12 protein-coding genes are annotated in these 20,808 nt (G+C 38.5%); 4 read left to right on the forward strand and 8 right to left on the reverse strand.

The window, feature by feature from the left end:
* From FBD94_RS17500 to FBD94_RS17510, 3 genes are all read left to right on the forward strand, one after another.
* The coding region (locus FBD94_RS17500; protein ID WP_136881167.1) for a Calx-beta domain-containing protein at positions 1-4,803 on the forward strand (4,803 nt) is incomplete at its 5' end.
* Positions 4,804-4,855: 52 nt separating this feature from the next.
* Positions 4,856-5,779 carry a PorP/SprF family type IX secretion system membrane protein gene (locus tag FBD94_RS17505; protein ID WP_136881168.1) on the forward strand — a complete coding sequence of 308 codons (924 nt, stop codon included), beginning with the start codon at positions 4,856-4,858 and terminating at the stop codon, positions 5,777-5,779.
* Positions 5,780-5,882: 103 nt separating this feature from the next.
* Entirely contained in the window at positions 5,883-6,734 is an 852-nt protein-coding gene (locus FBD94_RS17510; RefSeq protein ID WP_225874806.1) for an energy transducer TonB, read from the forward strand.
* 40 nt (positions 6,735-6,774) lie between these two features.
* On the opposite strand, the gene FBD94_RS17515 is transcribed toward FBD94_RS17510, so the two are convergent.
* Complete coding sequence (locus FBD94_RS17515) at positions 6,775-7,392, reverse strand: NAD(P)H-dependent oxidoreductase (RefSeq protein ID WP_136881169.1); 618 nt, start codon at positions 7,390-7,392, stop codon at positions 6,775-6,777.
* A gap of 93 nt (positions 7,393-7,485) precedes the next feature.
* Between FBD94_RS17515 and FBD94_RS17520 the strand changes: the two genes are divergently transcribed.
* Positions 7,486-8,382, forward strand: a complete 897-nt coding sequence (locus tag FBD94_RS17520) for a LysR family transcriptional regulator (RefSeq protein WP_131611211.1) — start codon at positions 7,486-7,488, stop codon at positions 8,380-8,382.
* A gap of 16 nt (positions 8,383-8,398) precedes the next feature.
* Here FBD94_RS17520 and FBD94_RS17525 read toward each other — a convergent pair whose 3' ends face one another.
* The 7 genes from FBD94_RS17525 to FBD94_RS17555 all read right to left on the reverse strand — a co-directional run bounded on the left by FBD94_RS17525 (position 8,399) and on the right by FBD94_RS17555 (position 20,786).
* Positions 8,399-9,670: a nucleoside recognition domain-containing protein gene (locus FBD94_RS17525; protein WP_136881170.1), complete on the reverse strand. Its 1,272-nt coding sequence runs from the start codon at positions 9,668-9,670 to the stop codon at positions 8,399-8,401.
* Between the two features lie 62 nt (positions 9,671-9,732).
* Positions 9,733-12,585, reverse strand: coding sequence for an alpha/beta hydrolase family protein (locus FBD94_RS17530; RefSeq protein ID WP_136881171.1), 2,853 nt, complete (start codon positions 12,583-12,585; stop codon positions 9,733-9,735).
* A gap of 162 nt (positions 12,586-12,747) precedes the next feature.
* Positions 12,748-14,547, reverse strand: coding sequence for a membrane protein insertase YidC (gene yidC, locus FBD94_RS17535; RefSeq protein WP_131611214.1), 1,800 nt, complete (start codon positions 14,545-14,547; stop codon positions 12,748-12,750).
* Between the two features lie 20 nt (positions 14,548-14,567).
* Positions 14,568-16,184: a CTP synthase gene (locus FBD94_RS17540; protein ID WP_136881172.1), complete on the reverse strand. Its 1,617-nt coding sequence runs from the start codon at positions 16,182-16,184 to the stop codon at positions 14,568-14,570.
* Between the two features lie 156 nt (positions 16,185-16,340).
* Positions 16,341-17,105 carry a GLPGLI family protein gene (locus tag FBD94_RS17545; RefSeq protein WP_131611216.1) on the reverse strand — a complete coding sequence of 255 codons (765 nt, stop codon included), beginning with the start codon at positions 17,103-17,105 and terminating at the stop codon, positions 16,341-16,343.
* Positions 17,106-17,114: 9 nt separating this feature from the next.
* Positions 17,115-19,892 carry an outer membrane beta-barrel family protein gene (locus FBD94_RS17550; protein WP_136881173.1) on the reverse strand — a complete coding sequence of 926 codons (2,778 nt, stop codon included), beginning with the start codon at positions 19,890-19,892 and terminating at the stop codon, positions 17,115-17,117.
* Positions 19,893-20,255: 363 nt separating this feature from the next.
* On the reverse strand, positions 20,256-20,786 hold the full coding sequence (locus FBD94_RS17555) for a hypothetical protein (protein ID WP_225874807.1): 531 nt from the start codon (positions 20,784-20,786) through the stop codon (positions 20,256-20,258).
* Between the last annotated feature and the right edge of the window lie 22 nt (positions 20,787-20,808).

Genomic DNA, 20,808 nt, shown 5'->3' on the forward strand with positions numbered 1-20,808 from the left:
ATCATTGATAACGATGCAGCGAGCGTATCCATCTCGACTGCTGCTACAGTGAGCGAGGCCGCGGGTACAGCTACTTTTACAGTGACTTTAACAGGCAATGTCCAGGAATCCTTTACGGTAAACTATGCTACCTCAGACGGCGGAGCCATTGCGCCCGGTGATTACGCAAATGCAACAGGTTCGGTCATCTTTCCGGCAGGTTCAATAAGCGGAGCGACCAGGACTTTTACGGCATTGATCCAGAACGACAACCTTGTAGAAACAGGCGAAACATTTAGCGCCGCTTTAACGGGTATTACCGGTCTTGTAACAATAAATACGGCTACTGCCACCACTACCATTGTGGATAATGATGTCGCCGAATTAAGCATCACTGATGTAACAATGACCGAAGGCGATGGTGGAACAACCAATATGAGTTTTGGAGTGAAGCTAAATAATGCGACAGCAAAGGCTTTCAAAATCGGTTATACTACGGCTGATGGCACTGCAACAATCGCAAATAATGATTATGTGCCCGCACTTAGCGGTGCTACATTGGATTTCAATGGTTCAGCGAATGAAATTCAGACGATTACAGTGAAGATCAATGGAGATAAGAAGATGGAGGCAGATGAAAACTTTAAGGTCATCTTAGGAGCTATTTCTGAAACCTTTGGTGGTCGCTTAACGGTGAATAGTACGCAGGGGACAGCTACAGGAACAATAACGAACGATGATTCTGGAGAGATTACAATCACTAAAGTCAACGGCGATGAGCAGGGTTCTGTACCTGGCAGCTTTATTTTTAGTCTTCCTTCGGGTGTAACCTCGGGCCAACCGATAATCATAAATTATACGTTGGGAGGCAGTGCTAAGCATACGGCGCCGGATCCTGATTACATTGGTACATTAACAGGAACGGTAACGATTGCCGCAGGAGATGAGCGCGCAATACTGAACCTTCCGGTAAATGATGATGAGATTGTAGAGGACGATGAGACGGTAACCATTGATGCCAGTGTGAGCAGCATTTTTAGCGGGATTACGCTGAATGCATCCCGTCCGGTGGTAACGATTAAAGACAATGATGTAGCCAAACTAACCTTAAGCGGACCGGTAACTTTGTCGGAAACCAATAATGGTATTCCTACAGCCACATTTACAGTAACTTTGGATAAAAGGGCAACCGGTAGTTTTGATCTTAAGTATGCTACCGCAGATGGTACCGCAAAAGCAGGAGATAACGATTATATTTCAAACTCGGGTATTTTACATTTTGCGGGCAATGCCGGTGAGTCTTATCCCATTACGCTACAGATAAAAGGAGATAAGAAGATTGAGCAGGATGAAATCTTCAGTTTAGTTTTGAGTAATTTGAGCCAGTCGTTTAACAACCGTTTAACGATTCCTGTAACCAGCACTACGGTAACGATAGAGAACGATGATTCGGGGACGATAGTAATTGTACCCGTAAACGGATCGGAAGATGGTACCCCAGGTAATAGTCCTGCCAGCTTTACCTTCAGGTTCAGTGATCCTGATATGACCACTGATGTGCCGGTAACGATCAGTTACGGCTTGAGTGGAACCGCCTTAAGTACCGGAACCAACTATGATTATACCGCCAGTCCGGTGATAGGTTCTATTACGCTTCCTGCTAATGCGAAAAGTGTAAAGCTGAACCTGGATGTAAATGATGACCAGATTGTAGAAGGGACTGAAACAGTAATCCTTACCACAAACACTGGTGGACTTCCTTATGGAATTACAGTGAGCAATTCACCGCAAAGCTTGAATATAGCTGATAACGATGGTGCTAAGTTGACCATCAGCAATGGAACAGTAACAGAAGGTGACAGTGGAACGCAAGACATTACCTTTAACGTGAAACTGGATAAAGCGACGGGAGTACCGTTTGCCGTAACGTATGCTACTGCTGATGGAACAGCTACGGATGGAGAAGATTATGTTGGAAGAACAGGTGTTCTGAACTTTAATGGTACAGCTAATGAAATTCAAACGATCACCATCCAGGTGAAAGGGGATCAGAGGATTGAGCAGGATGAGACTTTTACAGTAACGCTTGGAACGCTGTCTAATCTTAATGATATTTTTAGCATCCCATCGCCGGAAGCAAGGGGTACCATTATAGATGATGATCGTACGCAGATAATTTTAAGCAAGGTAGCTGATGGCGAAGAGCCCTTAACAAATGCCCGCTTTAAAGTGAGTATCATAAACACTAGTGTGACCAGTTCGGAGGCAACACTAGTTTCCTATACCATTGCCGGAACCGCCATTAATGGAGTTGATTATATTGCACTAAATGGAAAGGTGATCATTCCTGCCGGATCGAACGAGGCTTTTATTGATGTGGAGGTGATCGATGATCAGTTGATTGAACCAACCGAAACTGTAATACTGAGTTTAACAGCTGCTAGCAGCGTCAGTTTTACTTTGCCTGTTCAGACTACTCCGATAAGTGCAAGCATAAAGGATAATGATCAGGTAGCGTTAACGGTGAGCAATCCTGTAGTAACAGAAGGAAACAACGGAACAGTTACGGCTACGTTTAATGTGATCCTGAGTACAGGGACTCCTAATGGTTTTACGGTTTCGTACAATACAACGGATGGAACAGCAACTGTTGCGGATAACGACTATAATGCCGTTAACGGAACATTGAACTTTAACGGAACAGCAGGAGAAACTCATGCTATTAGTGTAACGGTTAAAGGTGATCAGAAAATTGAACGTGATGAAACTTTCAACATGATTTTAAATCTTTCAGATACATTTGGAGGACGTTTAAACCTCATCGGATCGCCTGCGGTAGGAAAGATCCTTGATGATGATAACATCCCTGCGAATAAAAAGATCACCATCACTACAACGGATGGGATGGAAGGAATCTATAACGGAAGTTATACTTTTAGTTTCCCTACGGGCATAACTTTTGACTCGCCGACAACTATACCTTTTATACTGGGAGGTACAGCCTTCAAAAATCAGGATTATATAGCCATGTTCTCAAGTCCGATAGTCATACCAGCAGGAGTGAACAGCCTTAAGCTGCCCGTTCCAGTTATCGACGATGACATTATGGAAGGTACTGAGACCTTGCAGATGATCACTGCAGGAGTAGTCAACAGTCGTTACAATGGCATTACAGTTAATACACCTGTACCGGTATTAAATATTCTTGACAATGACTATAGTCAGCTGACAATTAGCAGTCCGACGATAAAAGAAGGAAACAGTGGAGGAACGTTGTTAACGTTTGAGGTGAAATTAAATGGTGCAACTGGTGCTGGCTTTATGGTTGATTATGTCACAGAAGATGGAACAGCTACCTTGAATGATAATGATTATAATTTCGTTAAGGGAACCTTGGTTTTCAATGGAACGGTTGAAGGGGAGACTAAAACCATTTCGGTTTGGATTAATGGAGACATCAATATTGAAGATGATGAAAACTTCAGGGTAGTGCTAAGTGGTTTATCTAACACATTTGGCGGCGCGTTAAAGATCAGTGAATGGCCGGGTGTTGGAACGATCCTGAATGATGATATACAGCCGGTGGCTTCAGACGATATCATTATGACAGATGAGGATACACCTGTAACATTTAGTGTTACAGGTAATGATGCTGATGTCGATGGAGCAGTAAACCCTGGTAGTATAAAAGTTGTTACCAGCACTGTTCATGGAACATTGTTGTTCAACCCTGACGGGACATTTACCTATACTCCGAAGGATAATTACAACGGAAAAGACGAATTCACTTACACAGTGAAAGACAATACGGGTATTGAATCGAATGTGGCCAAAGTAAGCATTGTAATCAATGCCCTGAATGATGCACCTGTGGCGCGCGACGATATATTTTATGTCAGAAAAGATGGTAGTCTTAATGCAACAGTAAAAGCGAACGATACTGATCTCGATGGAGATCGCTTGAATTTTACGGTGATAACTTCACCAACAAATGGAAAGATTACTTCATTTAATCCTGCTGATGGGTCGTTTGTTTATGTACCTGATAACGGTTTCGTGGGTATTGATCACTTTAGTTATAGGGCTTGTGATGCACCAGGTTTGTGTAGTACCGCTCAGGTTACATTGTATGTTCAGCCTAAGGTTACGGTTAAGCTTACTCCATCGGTGGCAACCATTACAGAAGGTGATTTAATCAGTATTACCGCTGAGATTGGTGAAGCATTATTTCAGGACGTGAACATTACCTTGAACTACACTGGTGCAGCATTGATAGAGAAGGATTATACCCTGGAAGGCGACTATATCACTATGGTTATTCCAGCAGGGAAGTTGAACACTACGCAAAAGTTCACAATTAGAAGTATAAAGGACTTTCTGAAGGAAGGTGATGAACTTATACAGGTGCGCGTGCAAAATGTTGATCCGTCCGACTTTGTAGATAAAGGGCAGGGTTCGGATATTCTTATTAAAGACTTCTATCCTGAGGATAAGGGAACTGATGAAAATGCAAATGGGGACATCAATCCGGATCCATTAGCATCACCTAACGGGGACGGTTTAGGTAATGAGAACTTTATCATTCATAATATAGAACGGTATCCGGATAATGAAGTGTTGATCTTCAACAGATGGGGTAATAAAGTTTTTCAGGTTAAAGGATACAATAACCGGGATAAGGCGTTTGCAGGTGTGGCAAATACTGGGCTTTTGGTAAATAAAAGTTCTGTTCTGGTAGACGGGGTTTACTTTTTTATCATTTATACGAAAGACAGTACGGGTGCTTTAAGAGTCAATAAAGGCAGTGTTATTATTAAGCGTTAGTATGGTTTTGGAACGCATTTGGGATTATAAAATAATTAAATTGATTGAACACATGAGAAAGATAATTTTAATTTCTATTTGTTTATATAGTTCATTTTTTGGGTACAGTCAACAACAGGCAATGTATACACAATACATGTTTAATGGCCTGGCAGTAAATCCTGCTTATTCAAGCATGGATGAACAATTATCCATCACAGCACTTTCACGTCTTCAATGGGTTGGTTTTAAAGGAGCTCCTAGAACACAAACTTTATCTATACACACGCCCATTAAAACATCAAATACCTTTGTCGGTGCGCTTTTAATTAATGATCAGATAGGGGAGGTTTTAAAAGAAACCGGGGGATATTTTAGCGTCTCCCAAAGAGTGGCTGTAGGGCAGGAGTCCTTTCTTTCCGTAGGGATAACCGGGGGAGCAAGTAGTTTCAGATCAACTTATTCAGAAAATTATCCTTATAGCCCCGAATCTGTCAATGATCCTGTCTTTGCCGATGAGAATAGTATAAGAGGTAATTTCGGGTTCGGGGTAATGCTTTTTTCCAAGAATTATTATCTGGGCTTTTCTTCACCTTATTTTTATCAGCGGGATTTTTCGTCTTATAATAAGGAGTCTGCATCCGCGAAGAACAAGCCGTATTATTTATTCCAGGCAGGGGTACTCCTGCCGCTTGGTGATGATTTTAAAGTAAAACCGAATTTCTTAATTAAATATGTGAATGGCTCTCCTGTTCAATTTGATTTAAACGCTAATTTATTAATAAAGGAAACCATATGGGTGGGAGCTTCTTATCGTTCTGCAGATTCTTTCGATGCAATCGCTTCTGTATACATTACACCACAAATTCAACTTGGGTACTCTTATGATTTTTCGAATACAGAATTGGCAAAGCGCCAATCAGGGTCTCATGAAATTATGCTTAAATTCAGTTTCTCTATTAAAGGAAGAGACCCTAATGATACCTGCTACTTTTAGCCCAGATCATTTATTGTCCAAGAGTTTTTTAGTTTAAATATTTATTGCTTCGGCTTATGGAAAGCGGATTGTGTTGGCATCAATACTATAAATCAATGGTATAATGTTTAATTTAAATTCTAAAGCAATGTTGGGTTCAAAAATCGACTTATTTGGCAATGAATGGCTTGATGTAGTATTTGATCAGAAAAACAAAAGCTATGGTGCTTATGCACTGCGCAGAGAAAGTTCTTCGAATACTTTAAGGGCACTTTTTATAGCGGGAACATTGTTTATCCTGCTGTTTTTATCTCCAAAGATCATTAGCCTGATCAAGGGAAATGATACCATTGAGGATATTCCTGATAAGGTAACAACGGTGACTGTGCAGTCGCCACCACCTGTAAATCCAGAAACTCCACCGCCAGCAGCCATTGAGCCACCTCCGGCAAGACAAAATCAAATCAAGTTTCCTCCCCCAATTGTTGTGGAAGATAATAAGGTGATTGATACTGATCCAGTACAGATTAAAGATCTTGTGGATGCAAATACAGCACAGAAAGATGCCCTTGGTGTACCTGATGGTAACATTGTAATTGATGGACCGCAAGGTAAGGGACCGGTAGGTGCTGGTGCAACTGAGGATAATACCGTGTACGAGATATTTATAGCGTTAGAAGTACAACCTACATTCCCTGGTGGGATGGATAAGTTTTATAAATATCTTTCAAAAAGTATAAGGTATCCGGCCATGGCTCAAGAAAATAATATTCAAGGTAAAGTGTACTTATCTTTCATTATCGAAAAGAACGGCACGCTAACCGATATTAAAGTTGAAAAAAAGGTGGGCTATGGAATCGATGAAGAAGCTGTTCGAGTGTTGGCCGCTAGCCCAAAATGGGTAGCTGGAGTACAGAATGGAAAGTTCGTCCGCGTAAAGTATAACATCCCGATTAACTTTGCTATGCCTCAGTAATTATCAGCATAAAAAAGGCCCGCTTTAAAGCGGGCCTTTTTTATGCTGATAATTCCATTTTATATTCGTTAATGAATATTTTATTTAGATGCGCTTCATAACGTTGCAGGTCATTTGGTACATCCGCATTTTTCTCTATATCATGAAAATGGATGCTTTCCAATGGCTCCATACCAGTAAAAGCATTCATGCGGTGGAAGCCAAACATAGGTCCTTCGTCCACGCTTTTTTCATTAAAAAATTCTCCAGGTAAGGTAAATGCTTCTTTAGGTGCATTCCATGAAGTGCTGAGCATATACTTTTTGCCATGCATCAATCCACCTGTTCCGTAATTGATGGCTGGATTAGTTGAAGATCTGCCATCACTATGGTAAATCCCATTGTTGTGACCTTCTGTAAACACTAAATCTATATATTTCTTAAATTCATTGGGGAGCTGGAACCACCACACCGGAGTATGGTAAATGATCACATCAGCCCATTTATAATTTTCTACTTCTTGTTTGATATCGTATGGTTGATTGATGTCGGTTGATCGTACTTCAAAGCCCTCATTATTTTCAAAAAAGCTTATTGTTTTATCTGTTATTGTCTTGTTGAATTTACCGCCAGAATGTCCAAAAACCTGTCCGCCGTTAATTACAAATATTCTTTTCATAGTTTTATCTTTTAATAACACTACAAAGGTAAAGCCGATATATGTATAATTATAATAGTTTAATTTATACATTTGTATCATAATTATGATAGTATGGTTAATTTAGAATGGTTCAGAACATTTAAAGCTATTTATGAAACCGGGACGCTTACAGGTGCTGCTGAAGCATTGTATATCTCGCAACCGGGAGTAAGTTTACACCTAAGCTCGCTGGAGGCCTATGTTGGTTATAAACTTTTCGACAGAACGTCGAGGAGAATGATCTCAACAGAAAGGGGTAAGGTGCTTTACAATTATATCCTCGAATCTTTAACAAAACTGGAAGAAGCTGAAAGGCATTTTCATAAAAGTGTAGAGAAGGACATTCCAACTATAAGCATCGGGATGTGTTTTGAAACTTTTCAGTTTACACTGGAATCTTATTTACCAACGCTGCCTTTCAATGTGATCATCAAGTTTGGAGAGTATCCCCAAATGTTGAATGATCTGGATAGTGGCATCCTTGACCTTATCATAACTCCTCAAAAAGGAGATTATAAGGGTTTATTTTATGAGCCTTTTTTTAAAGAAAAAATTGTACTGGTTTGCGGGGCAAAAACGGCTACAGAAGCGTTCGAAAGTTTAACCAAAGCAAAAGATACAAATGGCCAGTTGGACTGGCTAAAACAGCAAACCTGGTATGGTACTACTGGAGATATGGAACACCAGCGTAGGTTTTGGCACAATAACTTTGGTAAACGGCCTGATTTTAAACCTAACTATATTGTTCCTAATTTATGTTCCATTCTTAGGTGTTTAAGTGCAGGTAATGGTATTGCAGTAATGCCTGATTTCTTGTCTAAACGAGAACTTGATCAGGGAAGTATTAAGGTTCTTTGGGAGGGTAATGACCCTATCGAAAACACCTTATACTTCGGTACCCGCAAAAAAACAATTTACGAGGAGCAGATCAAAACCATCAAAGAGATATTTTTGAAAGAAATGGTTTAATGATTGTTTTTACTCACTAACCGAAAAATAAGTAGCAAAGTCCTATTGCAGTGCAAACACCAACTAAGTCAGCCAATAGCATCGCACCAATTGCATAACGCGTATTTTTTATGTTTACAGCGCCAAAATAAACGGCAACCACATAAAATGTAGTATCTGATGCACCCTGGAATATTCCTGAAAGTCGGCTAGGAAAAGAATCAGGACCATATGTTTCCATAGTACTGACCATCATTCCTCTGGCTGCGCCGCCACTTAGCGGTCTTATCAAGGCCGTTGGTAGGCCCTCAACAAACCTTGTATCAGCTCCTAACGAAGCGAATAGGGTTTTTATGCCACCAATCACTACATCAAAAGTACCGCTTGTACGTAATAAACTTATGGCTACCAGCATTCCAACTAAATAAGGAATAATTCTAATCGCGGTATCAAATCCATTTTTTGCGCCATCAATGAAAGCATCAAATACATCAATTTTTTTGTAGAGTCCAGCTAATATAATCACCAAAATAACGAATAAGATCAGTCCATTACTCAACACTCCTGAAAATGATTTAATGCCATCTGCATTAAGGGTGGTGATGTACAAAACTAATAAAGCAATGACAAACGAAATGCTTAAAATCCATCCAATTACCACTGGTTGTAAAAGGTTGATTTTTTGCTTGAAGGAAACAATCATCATTGCTGTTATGGTGCCCACAAAGGTTACAATCAAACAAGGTATAAATATGTCTGTTGGATTTGAAGCATTCTGTGATGCACGAATGGCGATCACACTTACAGGAATTAGGTTTAATCCAGCTGCATGAAGGCATAAAAACATAATCTGGGCATTAGATGCCACATCTTTACTTGGATTCAACTCTTGCAAACTTTCCATTGCTTTTAGTCCGAAGGGTGTTGCGGCATTATCCAATCCTAGTAAATTAGCAGAAAAATTCATAATCATATGCCCCATAGATGGATGTCCTTTGGGAATGTCAGGAAATAATTTTGAAAAGAAGGGGCCTACGATTCTCGATAATAAACGTATACCTCCCGCTCTTTCAGCAATACTCATCAAGCCCATAAAGAAGGCTAAAATTCCGATCAGTTTAAGACAAAGTTCTACCGCAACCCAGCAGGTTTGAATGATACCGTCAAGTTTTAATGGATTGGCAGCGTCATCGGCTTTGCCAATAACCATCCAGTTAAAAATATCAGTTTGTCCAAAAAAGAAACATTTTATACTTGCTACAACAATTGCAACGATTATAAAAGCAGACCAGATTCTACTTAATGCCATTAAAGATGATTTAGTTTAGGGCTTAAATTTAAAGTTTTGATTCTAATATCTCTGATTTAAATTTAAGGTTTTTCATTGGTCAGCTCAAATCCCCAGCTTTTGCCTTTCTCCGTTGCAGGTATGCCATTTACCATCCATGCCGGAGCTTTTGCACCTTTTAGGTAATAGTCAAAAAACTGCTGCTCTCTGATTTGGATATCTTTTCTGTTTTGGCGTTGCATTAAATTATGCGCCTCATTATTATAATTTAGTAACCATACTGGTTTGCCCAACCTTCTTAAGCCTGTAAACATTTCAATCCCCTGGTACCAAGGCACAGCTCCATCAGCATCATTAGACATAATTACTACCGGGGTTTTTACGTTGGGTAATTTAAATAATGGAGAGTTTTCGACGTATAGTTCTGGTTTTTCCCACAATGTAGCGCCAATGCGACTTTGAGTTCTTTCATATTGAAATTGGCGGTTCATACCGCTTTCCCAGCGCATCCCACCGTATGCTGAGGTCATGTTTACTACTGGTGCACCTGCCCATGCAGCAGCGTACATGTCGGTTCTTGTAATAAGGTGAGCTACTTGGTAACCGCCCCAGCTTTGTCCCTGGATACCTATTTTACTGCCGTCTACCCATGCATTTTTCTTTAAAGATTCAACACCCGAATTGATAAATTCTTCGGCAGATCTGCCTGGGTAACCTGTCTCATAACTAATATCAGGTGCAAATACCAGATATCCATTACTTACAAAATATGGGATATTTAACCTGGATGGAGTAGGTGCAGGAGCTTGATAGCTGTAAAGGCCATCAGATAGCTTTTCATAGAAATATACAATCATCGGGTATTTTTTAGCTGGATCAAAATTTTCTGGTTTATACAGTATCCCTTCCGAATTGAAACCTTTAGGTGTCGTCCATTTTACCAGGTCTGCAGTTCCCCAGTTGTACTCCTTTTGTTGTGGGTTTGTATTACTTCGTTTTACCTGTGCCTTCATATCGGTTGATACGTAAACATTAGGTGAGTTTTCATAATTGCCTTTATCAAAAATGAAACGTTCGGCATCTTTAGCTTTAACAAGATCAGTGTAGACCATTTTCTCCATCACTACCAGCTCGGGATTGTTGCGGTTGCCAATAGCCTTTTTATACCAACCGTGTTCTTTAGTGGTATTGTTAAAGGTATTGAGCCAGATGGTCGCCTTTTTATCTAAAAACTTGCTTTCAGGATTTAGTTTTTCATAACGAAAGGTCAGTTTGTTTTGTCTGCCAAATCCATTAGTGATATTTTGCGGAGCGTTTTTACCATCTGGACTAAACTCCCAAATGTCATATTTGTCGTAAATCAGCACAGTTTTGTCTTCTTCAGTCCAGGCGGCTATTCCATAAGAAGCTGGATCTTCCGGTACATCATTATCCTCATCAACAAATTTTACATTTAAGCCATTGTTTAAATAAGTAATTTTTGCCGTAAGCACATTGTAAGTGTACCAGTTGGATGTTTTTTTATCGAAGTACAGGATGTATTTACCAGCAGGAGAGGCCGTAGCTGATCCATTTAATCCTTCAATGATTTTCTTTTTTGCCCCGGTTTTTGTATCCACAAGGTAATAATCCCTTGGCGTACTGCCGGTCCATTGTGCCTGTATTCTATTGTCGTAATCAGTCCATGCCAATACAAAATTGGCGTTCCCTTCGGTTACTGGGATTGCATCTGGCAGTTTTACGTCTGTTAATGGAACGATTTTAGGCTCGCTGCTAAATACCTCAAAAGAAGATAAGTATGATTTCTTTAAGTCCTTTTCAAGATTTTTCAACTGCATAGGTTGGAGGTAGTCATCTTTATAACTCCATATATCCAGTTTTGCATTCTCAAAATCAACTAAAGTTGTATCTTTTGGTGTTTTTATGGGTGCAATGCCAAGGTATAACTTGCGACTATCTTTGCTGAATTTTAGATTACCATCTCCACTTATAGCCCATTTTTCAGGCATTCCAGGAATGGCTTTGTCAACCAAAATTTGGGCCGTATCAAGAGTAGGAGCGTTATAGTAAATCTCGAAATCTTTGATTTCCTTTTTCTCAGGACTGTTTTCACCTAAAAACACCAGGTATTCTCCTTCCTCATTGAAAGTGAAACTCTTAAAATTACCTTTTCCTTTTACCAGTGTTTTTAGTGTTCCTTTTTCTGTATTGAAAAGAAATACACCAGTAGGAGCCGACTTGTCTTTTTTGGAACCTGAGCATGCAAAAACCAATTGCTTGCCATTTTTATTAAAACTGTAGTCGGTTACATATTTGAAAATACGCAAGGTTCCGGTAGTTAAATTTTTAAAGATCAGATCCGTACCTTCCTGTTTGCCTTTAGTGTCTGGTTCATCAGCAAAAGCAATGGCGCTATCTTCTTTTTTCTCTGTTGATGGACTTGTACCTGTCGGTTTTGTTTTTTTTACCGTATCCAGCGGTTTATCTAGTAAATAGGCGATCACAATTGCACCATCCTCTGGCATTTTATAGGATTTTACCCTTGGTATTTTAAGGATATCAAAATTGTCAAGGTTAGCGATACCTAATGAGTCTTTAGTCATTTCATCAGGTTTCTTCTTTTTAATTTTTGCTTCGCGAGTATCCTTGTACAAAGGCTTGATCGTAAAGGCAGCATATTTTGAGTCTTTACTAAATTGTAAATTGGCCCCTCTGGCTACATTTCGCTTTGTGTTGGACATTAAGTTGTTCAGGTATAATACAGCATCACCTTCCTGTTTATTTATGACGTACGCAGCCCACAATCCATTATTTGACAACTGTTTGGTGCCAACTGCTTCCCAATTGTTGTAGACCGTATGGTCCAACGGTTTCTTTTGCGCAAAACTTACGCTGGAAAGGAATAACAGGGAAAGTGGAATTAGTTTTTTTAACATGTTTAGTAGAATTAATCGCCTTTTGGGTTCAACCTTTAAATGTTATAATTTTTATACAGATATCCTTATTTGTACGCCAAATTTTACAAAGTTGATGATAAAAAAAAGACCTGGATCATTATTAATGATCCAGGTCTTTTTGTCAAATAGTAAGGTGATTACTTATTTCTTTTTTTGCTGTGCAGCAGCTTGTTGCTGTTGACGCATGTAATCTTCTAATTTAGCACTAAATCCTGATTTCTTTTTCTTTTCCGCAGGTTTAGCTTTATTCTCTTGCAATGTTCTGTGGATCTTCTCATCATCAACCATTGTCTTAATTAAGAACTGCTGCGCAAAAGTCAACATGTTCGCAAGAAAGTAGTAATAATTTAATCCTGATGGATAGCTGTTCAGTACACCTAAGAAAATGATTGGCATGATGTAACCAATGTATTTCATTTGACCTGAAGCACCAGAAATCTGGTTGTTGAAATAAGTATAAATCAACGTAGAAATCGTCATCAATACGCACATTAAACTTAAGTGGTCACCAATAAAAGGAATAGTGAAGCCGAATTTAATGAAGTCGTCATAAGTTGATAAATCTTTCATCCACAAGAATGATTCGCCCCTTAATTCGAAAAGGTTAGGGAAGAAGAAGAAGAAAGCCATTACAAAAGGCAATTGTAGCAACATCGGCAAACAACCACCCAATGGATTTACACCCACTTGTTTGTAAAGTTTCAAATATTCTTGTTGTAATAAAGTAGGATTATCTTCACCAACCTTAGCTTTGATCACATCCATTTCTGGTTTCAAAATTCTCATTTTGGCCATTGAAAGGTAAGACTTGTAGGTTAAAGGTGACATCGCCACTTTTAGCAAAATAGTTAAAAGCAGAATAATCAGTCCGTAGTTCCAACCAAAGCTTTCTAAAAACTTAAATACAGGTAAAACAATGAATCTGTTGATGTATTTAAGCGGCCAATAGCCCATGTCTATTTGCTTTTCAAGCTCGTGACCTTGAGCTTTTAAAGTAGAGAACTTGTTGGTTCCGAAATAGAAATCCATGCTATAGCTTTGTGCAGCTAGTTGGTTAAAAGGCATGATCATGTTTGCGCCATACCATTTAATTTTACCAGGCTCAATGCTTACTTTAACTTCAAGATCTCCTTTTTCAAACGCATCTTTAGGGATTAAAGCAGCACTGAAGAACTGTTGTTTAAAGGAGAACCATTGAATTTTACCTTCCTTAAGGTCTTCTTTAACATCTTTGGCAACACCCAGGTGGTCAGGGTTTTTATCTACATACTTATAATATGGAGCCGAGTGTTCCTGCTCTTTCTTAGCTGATTTTTCTTGCTCAAGTAAGGTAGTTTCCCAGTTTAAAGCGATAGTGTTATTTTGAATAACCTGGTTTAAACCATTTAAATTAATGTTAAAACCTACTTGACTGCTGTTCGGCTTCAAGTTGTACACATATTCAATATATTTATCAGCCGAATAGTTAGCACGCATGTTGATGCTTCCTGCATTTTGTGTGGCTGTAAAATATAGGTCGTTTGTACTTACGATTTTACCACCGATGTTCAGGTTCAAGCCAAACTTGTTCTGATCACCATCAAATAAAATAACCGGTTTTCCATTATAGGTTTTCTCACCTTTAACTTGTACCGATAATATTTTACCACCCTTATTGCTGAAGGTTAATTTTAAATTTTCATTTTCAAGAACACTGGTTTGTACAGTTCCTGCGATGTTGCCACCGAAAGGTCCCGTTAACGCTGCAGAGTCTAACACAGGCAATGCTGCTATTGGAGCTACTGCGGTAGGAGCAGGTGCAACTCCAGCTTTTTCAAGTGAATCAGTCTTATGTTTTTCCTGAATTGATTTCATTTCGGCCTCGCTAGGCTTAAAGAAATAGAAGGAACCTGCTAAAACGATCATGATCAGGAATAATCCTGTAAACGTATTTCTATCCATTATTGTTAATTAAACGCGTATTATTTTGTTTTTTTCTTCGCAAACTCCATCGCAGCGGCGACAAATTTAACAAAAAGTGGGTGAGGATTAGCAACTGTTGATTTTAATTCAGGGTGAAACTGTCCACCAACAAAGAAAGGATGGTTTTTAAGCTCAACAATTTCAACCAGACTGCTTTCGGGGTTAATACCTGAAGCAATCATTCCTGCTGCTTCATACTGGCTCAGGTAAGCACTGTTAAATTCATAACGGTGTCTGTGACGCTCAGTAATGTGTTGTTTTCCGTAAGCTGCAAAGGCTTTTGTACCTTTTTTCAGATCACAAGGGTAAGAACCTAAACGCATAGTACCACCTTTAGCAGTTATGCTTTTTTGGTCTTCCATCATATTGATTACTGGGTGTACACTTTCTTCATCAATTTCAGTAGTATTTGCACCTTGCAGTCCTAACACATTACGACCAAATTCAATTACGGCACATTGCATACCCAGGCATATACCAAAGAATGGTACATTGTTTTCCCTCACGTATTTAATGGTGTCAATTTTTCCTTCAATACCACGACTTCCAAAACCTGGAGCAACCAAAATACCATCTAAATGGCTAAGTTTTTCCTTTGCATTGTCTGGATATATTCCTTCAGAGTGGATATACTCAACTTTTACTTTACATTCATTTCTTGAACCAGCGTGAATAAATGATTCAATAATTGATTTGTAAGCATCAGGTAATTCTACATATTTACCTACTAAACCAATTTTAACTTCAGATGTTGGGTTCTTTAAACGGCCAAGGAATTCTTTCCATTTTTCCATATCGGGCTCGTTTTTCTGCGGCAACTTAAGTTTGCTCAGTACCGTTTTATCCAATTGCTCCTTCATCATTAGCAAAGGAACATCGTAAATGGTAGAAGCATCAAGTGATTCGATTACTGCATTTACATTTACGTTGCAGAACAACGCGATTTTTTTACGAATATCTAAAGAAATAGAGCGCTCTGAACGACAAACCAGGATATCTGGTTGAATACCATATTCTAGCAACGTTTTTACAGAGTGTTGAGTAGGTTTTGTTTTTAACTCACCAGCAGCAGCAAGATAAGGGATCAGGGTTAAGTGGATCACGATCGCATTATGTGCGCCTTCTTCCCACTTAAACTGGCGTACAGCCTCTATAAATGGTAAAGATTCGATGTCACCTACAGTTCCACCAAGCTCGGTGATTATGATGTCGTATTGTCCGGTTTCACCCAACAAACGCATGTTTCTTTTAATCTCATCAGTAATGTGAGGAACTACCTGTACGGTTTTTCCTAGATACTCGCCCTGTCTTTCCTTGTTGATTACATTTTGGTAAATGCGACCAGTGGTTACGTTATTTGCCTGTGAAGTGGGAACGTTTAAGAAACGTTCATAGTGACCAAGATCAAGATCTGTTTCTGCACCATCTTCGGTAACATAGCATTCACCATGTTCGTAAGGATTTAATGTTCCCGGATCAATATTGATATAAGGGTCGAACTTTTGGATGGTAACACTATAGCCGCGTGCTTGTAGTAATTTGGCTAATGAAGCGGAGATGATGCCCTTACCTAATGAGGAAGTAACACCGCCCGTAACAAAAATATACTTAGTCATGTTTTTGATTTTCTGAAATAAAGCAGTAATTATATCACTGTTTTATTGTTTTTGTACGGGATACAAAGTTAGCAAATAAAACCAAAGCTGAGCCGCTCTTTTTGTAAAAAAACACATATATGTGAAAGAAGTGATAAAATCTTAGCTCCTAAAAAGTTACAGGGTGAAACCGTACAGCGTTTTCTTCGCTTGTTCTTCTTTTTCTTTTTTATGCTGATCGTAACGGGTAAATAATTCGATGAGTTTCTTTAAATCCTTATCAGTTTCTATTTTTTTTCCTTTAGTTGGGGGGACAATTTCAGCCTGCTGATTAGCAAACCCTTCCACCTTTGTTGCAAACCAGGTGGTGTTGTAGCGGGGGATAGCCAGACCCAATATGGTACCGGGTAAACCGCCAAATCCTTCGGGTCCTCCACGTAGTAAAATTTCGTCTGAATAAAAGGCAACTACATATACGGTATCGTAAATTACGCCTATGGCCTTTCTGCACTCGTATCCTGCAATATTTCTTACATCGTGCATAATCTTCCAATTTACCCGCGGAATGGTGTCAGTAAGCAGATAGGTGTCGTCCATTACCGTTCGTCTTAGTACCCTACGGTTTTTGCTGTAATCGGTATAGATTTCATTATTCTGTTGGTTCAAGGAAAAAGAAAAGAATCCCGCCTGGTTATTTTCAGCTTCCTTTTTGATGGGTTTGTAGACTGATTTTTCGAGATTGAAAAGAAATTCCCAATTGCTGCTGGAGTATTTTTGCATTTTCTCTTTGGCTTCTTCCGGGAGACCAGAGTTTTCTAGGCTTCTGATCAGGTTTATTTTTTTTTCGAATGTAATTTTACCATAGGGGATAAAGGCTTCCTGAGCTTTTAAACTTAGAAAACAATTACACACACAAAATAAAACAATAACCTTTTGCTTCATCAGATCAATTTATTTGGCTGCTGTATTCTTCATAAAATTACCACTTAAATTCCAGTTTATCCCAATTAATACATAACGCGGGATATAGCTAAATGTGTTTTCGCTTATCATGTTACCACCTACAAATCTATTGTATCCTATTTTTTGGTTTAGGATGTCGGTAACAGATAGCTTAATTTCAAGCGTTTCGCTTTTTAGTAGTTTTGTAGATATGTAACTATCCCAGATTGCGGTATTCACATCTTGTACAAACGAGGAATTGGCAGGACGGAAGGATAAAGAAAAAGAAGTGTGAAATTCGGATTTAAAGGGCAATTGAATGGTGCCTGAGATTTCATGATTGTGGGTAACACTTTTACCATCGTTAATTTCACCAATAGATGATTTACCAGTCATTAAAGTGGCTGATGGTACGTAATTGAATTCTATTTTAGGGGTATAATAATTAAAGGATGCCCTTAAGTTATATTGCATATTTGCCGCTTTATTTTGGGTAGCATTAATGATAGCTATAGTGTTCGATCTGCTGAAGCCCAGGTCAGCACCAAAACGCATATGCACCTTAGAAAAACCCTTAGAATAACTTAGGTTACCATTTATGGAATTATTGCCATTGGCATTGATAAAGCTAGATATTCTCTTGTTGAACTCATCTACCAATTCAGTGTTTACAATGGCATTATTGGTAAAGCTATAGTTGAAATTGGCAGAGATATATTGATCTGATTTGAACTGGAAACTGTTATAGGAAATGCCGAAATTGTTACTGAAAGAAGGTCTTAATGCCGAATTTCCGATAACTTGAAACAATGGGGTATTGATTTGTCGGACTGGCTGTAGTTGCTCAATACTGGGTTGCTGCATATTTCCATTGTAATTGACAGACATGCCGGTACTGTTGCTGATCTTATAAAATAGGTTGGTTCTGGGTGATAGATTTAAGTAGTTTCTTCTGAAATCTGTGCTTTTATCCAGGTCCTTCAATTCAAAGTTACTTTGAGTTGCTTCGAGCCCAGTCGATACCGAAATTTTTTGGTTACTATATTGTAGGATTATTTTACCAACATTGGAAAAATTGACAAACTTAAAGTTGTTACTTAAGGAGTCTATCTTTTTTGAATCATCTTTAATATTGTCGAAGACCATTCTATTACTACTTGAAGCTATAGTTTTGAAACTATACCCTGCTTCGAGTATCCATTTTTTAGAAATTGGATTAGTGTAATTGATCCTGGTACCTAATGAGTTTTGAGATCCTGAATTGCTTTTCCTAAGGTCGGTATTTTCAACTCTATCTAGAAAGCCATTGGTTTTAAAGTAATTGGTTCTGTTTAAACTGTACTCATTGTTGTTGCTGCTTTGGCTTTCTGGCTGCAAATCTATGGATAGCGTACGTCCTTTTTTCTTGAACCTTCTGGACCAGTTAATGTTTCCATTATAGATTTCAGTTGTACCTATCCCAGCATTCTTTTGCTTATTCTCACTGATAGGGAATCCATTATCTCCACGCGTAGAGTTAGCACTCCTTGAATTGTGTTCGTTTCTACGTTTACTCAATCCAAAAGATACTTTTAAGACAGAAAGTGGGTCTATATTGTAGGAATAAGTTCCCTTTAAAGATTCGCCTCCTACTTCGGTATTGTTATCGGTACTTTCTGAACTGTAAAATTTTGGCTGATCTGGAAGTAATTCTTCTGTATTGGCAGTTGTATGGTTGATATTATTGTTATTAAAGATTTTAAAGTTGAGTTTTAAACCCATTTTATTGTCCTTAAATTTATCGGCATAATAAGCTCCTAAACTTAAATTATTAGGTAATCCTCCCGAAGATGTGGTGTAGTCATCATCTTCACTGTCGGATACATACATAATGGAGCTGCCATCATCCCCAACTTCGATCAGGTCGTATTCTTCGCCCTTCAGTTTTCGCAACGAGTTGTTTATCTTGGATTCATTATTTAAGCGGGAATAGGTGCCATAAACAGCCGCTTTGAGTTTATTTTGGAATACACCAACCATACCTCCGTAATCTCCCAGCTTAGTAGTACTGGTATTCAGGTCAATTGTTGATAGGTACCCGTTTTTGGCATTTTCTTTTAATTTAATGTTGATGGTCTTATTCTTTATGCCGTCATCTATACCGGTGAGGTCGGCGTTTTTGCTTTTTCTGTCGTATACTTGAATTTCTTCAACTGCATTTGCCTTTAGATATTTTGTGGCCAGCAATGGGTCATCGCCAAAAAACTCATCCCCATCAACCAATACTGTTTTTACCTCTTTGCCTTGTGCCTTTATAGTCCCATTTTTATCTACCTCTATTCCTGGTAATCTTTTTAATAGCTCCTGTACATTGGCATTGGTACGTACGGCAAAACTATCTGCTTGGAAGACAAGCGTGTCGCCTTTCATCCTTGCAGCACTTTTTGTGGCTTGTATCACTACTTCGTGTAATATCTTGGATTTCAGTTCCATGCCGATGATACCTAAATTTAGATTTGAAGTGTCGGACACCCTTAGGTTCCGAATATAATCGGCCATTTTTGGGTAGGTAATTAGAATTTTATAGTCGCCTTTTTTTAAATTTCCGAACTCAAAATATCCTAGCTGATTAGCTCTGGTTGTTTTTACCAGCATAGAATCTGCGGCGCCGATAAGTAGGATGGCGCTATGCTCCAGCTTTCTATTTTCGATAGGATCTATGATTATACCTTTTATTTTTGCCTTTTGCGCTAAGGCTGTAATAATTGGAAATAGAAATAGAATACTAATGGAAATCTTTTTGAGCATAAATTACTTTGTAGCGAAGAGGCACAGTTCTTAAATCTAAGAACTATTTTTTTTATCGCATTAACTATTCGAAATAATATTCTTTTTATGAGTTGAAAATAGATTGAAAAGGCGTTAAATGAAAAAAGCCCGAAAATTTCCGGGCTCTTTTGTAAAAGTATATTTGGTTAGAATATGCTGATTGTTGAAAAGCAAACTACTTATTTGCTCTTTGATTATATAAACATAATATAAAATTTATAAGTATCATAATATTATTTTTATTTTTTTCTCGTTGAGGTATACAAAGTATGGCCATTTTACGTTAGCACATGCTTCTGGCCTTCAATTGAAGCGTTTTTTGGCAATAAAATTAAAATGAAATTATTTACAACAATTGTAATACGGCTTAACTTTTTTTTCTTTTTCAGACCAGGCAATATATACACTTGTCTCTTTTCCAGTACGGTACTTGAAACCGTTTAATGTAGACTGTTTTAGTTCGTTGTAAAAAGTTTTATCAGGAGTATACTGATCTGGGCTCTCACTTTCTGTAACTGCGGGTTCTAGAAAGTTCTCGTCATCTAGAAATAGCTTATATTCATTCATAATAAAGGCCTTCTGACTGCGCTCTTTTTTCAAATCGACGCTGGATTTGTAATTGTCTATCAAATCCACGGCTTTAAAATCTTTGTTGTAGATGAGTTTCCCGTCGTGGGCGGTTATGCTAAACCGAATGGTCATGTCTTTCAAATCATTTCCGTTAAGCGCAACTTTAAAAGTGTCTATCTTAACGGAATCGCTAAATGGTTTTAATACAATATGATTTTCAGCGCTGCCCTTAGTTTCGTGGCCCGAAGTACAAGCACTTAAAATGCCGAATACCAGTAAAATTGGGATAAGATAATTTTTCATAACTATAACCAATATAAGTAAT

The sequence above is a fragment of the Pedobacter hiemivivus genome (assembly GCF_005144565.1).
Taxonomy (GTDB): Bacteria; Bacteroidota; Bacteroidia; order Sphingobacteriales; family Sphingobacteriaceae; genus Pedobacter; species Pedobacter hiemivivus.